Below are 1434 nucleotides of genomic sequence, written 5' to 3'. Positions count from 1 at the left end.
CTCCACCACCCGCTGCGCGGGCGGTCCCCCTCCCCTGCTGCGCAGGGGAGGAATGATGTCAGTACAGCAGGAACCGCTCGCGCATCGCGACCCACGCCGCCTCGTCTGCCCCGGCCGCCGCATCCAGATCGCCCGGCGCCGCGCCCGCATCGTCCACCCATGCGCGCAGGCCCGGACCGCCATTGATCACATCGATCGCCAGCTTCTCGAACTCATATTCATACGGAAAATCGCGCCACAGCTCATAGTCCGGGTAAAGCGACCGGATCGCCTTGAACCCCAAAGCCTGCAACCGCCACGGCCGGAACGCGGCGTGGTCGTACCCCGCCCCCTCGGCATGGATGAACACGCCGCTGCACAAGTGCCCGACATGCTTGTGGAAGGTCGGCTGGAACCAGAAGTCGCGCAGCGTGCAGCCTGCGGTCCATGCCGGCGCGATCCGCCGCATCTCCGCAATCACCGCCTTGCCGTCGATATCGGGTGCACCGAACAGCTCCAGCGCGCGCGTCGTCCCGCGCCCTTCGGACAGCGTCGTCCCCTCCAGCATCACCGTTCCGGCATAGGCGCGCGCCATGTTGACGTTGGCGGCATTGGGGCTGGGATTGATCCACACCCGCTCCGGCGGCCAGCCATAGGCAGGCGCGGCGTCGGGCGCCCACCCCTCCATCGCAATCACGCGATAGGCGACATCCAGATTGAACTGGTCGATGAACCACGCGCCCATCTCGCCCAGCGTCATGCCATGCCGCATCGGCATCGGCCCCGCCCCGACGAAGCTTTCCCACCCGGGGAGCAAAGTCAGCCCCTCGACCGGGCGGCCCGCCGGGTTGGGCCGGTCGAGCACCCACACTTCCTTGCCATGCGCCGCCGCCGCCTCGAGCATGTAGAGCAGCGTCGTCACATAGGTGTAGATGCGGCAACCCAGATCCTGCAGGTCGATCAGGATCACGTCGAACGTCTGCATCGACTGCCCCGTCGGCCGCCGCACTTCGCCATACAGGCTGAACACCGGCATCCCGTAAGTGGGATCGGTAAAGTCCGGCGATTCCATCATATTGTCTTGCAGGTCGCCGCGCACGCCATGCTGCGGCCCGAACATCGCCGAGACATTGAGCCCCGCCGCGACCAGCGCGTCGACGCTATGCGTCAAATTCGCCGTCACCGACGCCGGATGGGCGAGCAGCGCAACGCGGCGCCCCTTGAGTTGAGCCAGCAAAGCGGGGTCGGCGATCAGCCGGTCGATACCGAAGTTCATGGCGCTTCAGGTGCCGGGAGTTGAGGGGCGACGCAAGCCCCATGCCCATAACGCGTCACCCCGGACTTGTTCCGGGGTCCACTCGTCCGCGCGCGCAAACCTCAAACCTCTTGCGCCGCGCCTGCCGCACGGTGGACCCCGGCACGGAGGCCGGGGTGACGATATGGTAGCGTGCGGCC

Annotated in this window: 1 protein-coding gene; it reads right to left on the bottom strand. The window is 67.2% G+C overall.

Going from position 1 to position 1434, the window contains the following annotated elements:
• Positions 1 to 58 precede the first annotated feature (58 nt).
• Positions 59 to 1255 carry an exo-beta-N-acetylmuramidase NamZ family protein gene (locus AX681_RS04835; protein WP_066681899.1) on the bottom strand — a complete coding sequence of 399 codons (1197 nt, stop codon included), beginning with the start codon at positions 1253 to 1255 and terminating at the stop codon, positions 59 to 61.
• Positions 1256 to 1434 lie beyond the last annotated feature (179 nt).

The sequence above is a fragment of the Sphingomonas sp. CCH9-E2 genome (assembly GCF_001557215.1).
Classification (GTDB): domain Bacteria; phylum Pseudomonadota; class Alphaproteobacteria; order Sphingomonadales; family Sphingomonadaceae; genus Sphingomonas.
The sequence above is the reverse complement of the archived record's forward strand: the minus strand, read 5'-3'. Positions and strand labels throughout refer to the sequence as shown.

Excerpts from the sequence above, each read along its gene's own strand:
- AX681_RS04835 (WP_066681899.1), bottom strand. The coding sequence starts at position 1,255 with ATGAACTTCGGTATCGACCGGCTGATCGCCGACCCCGCTTTGCTGGCT.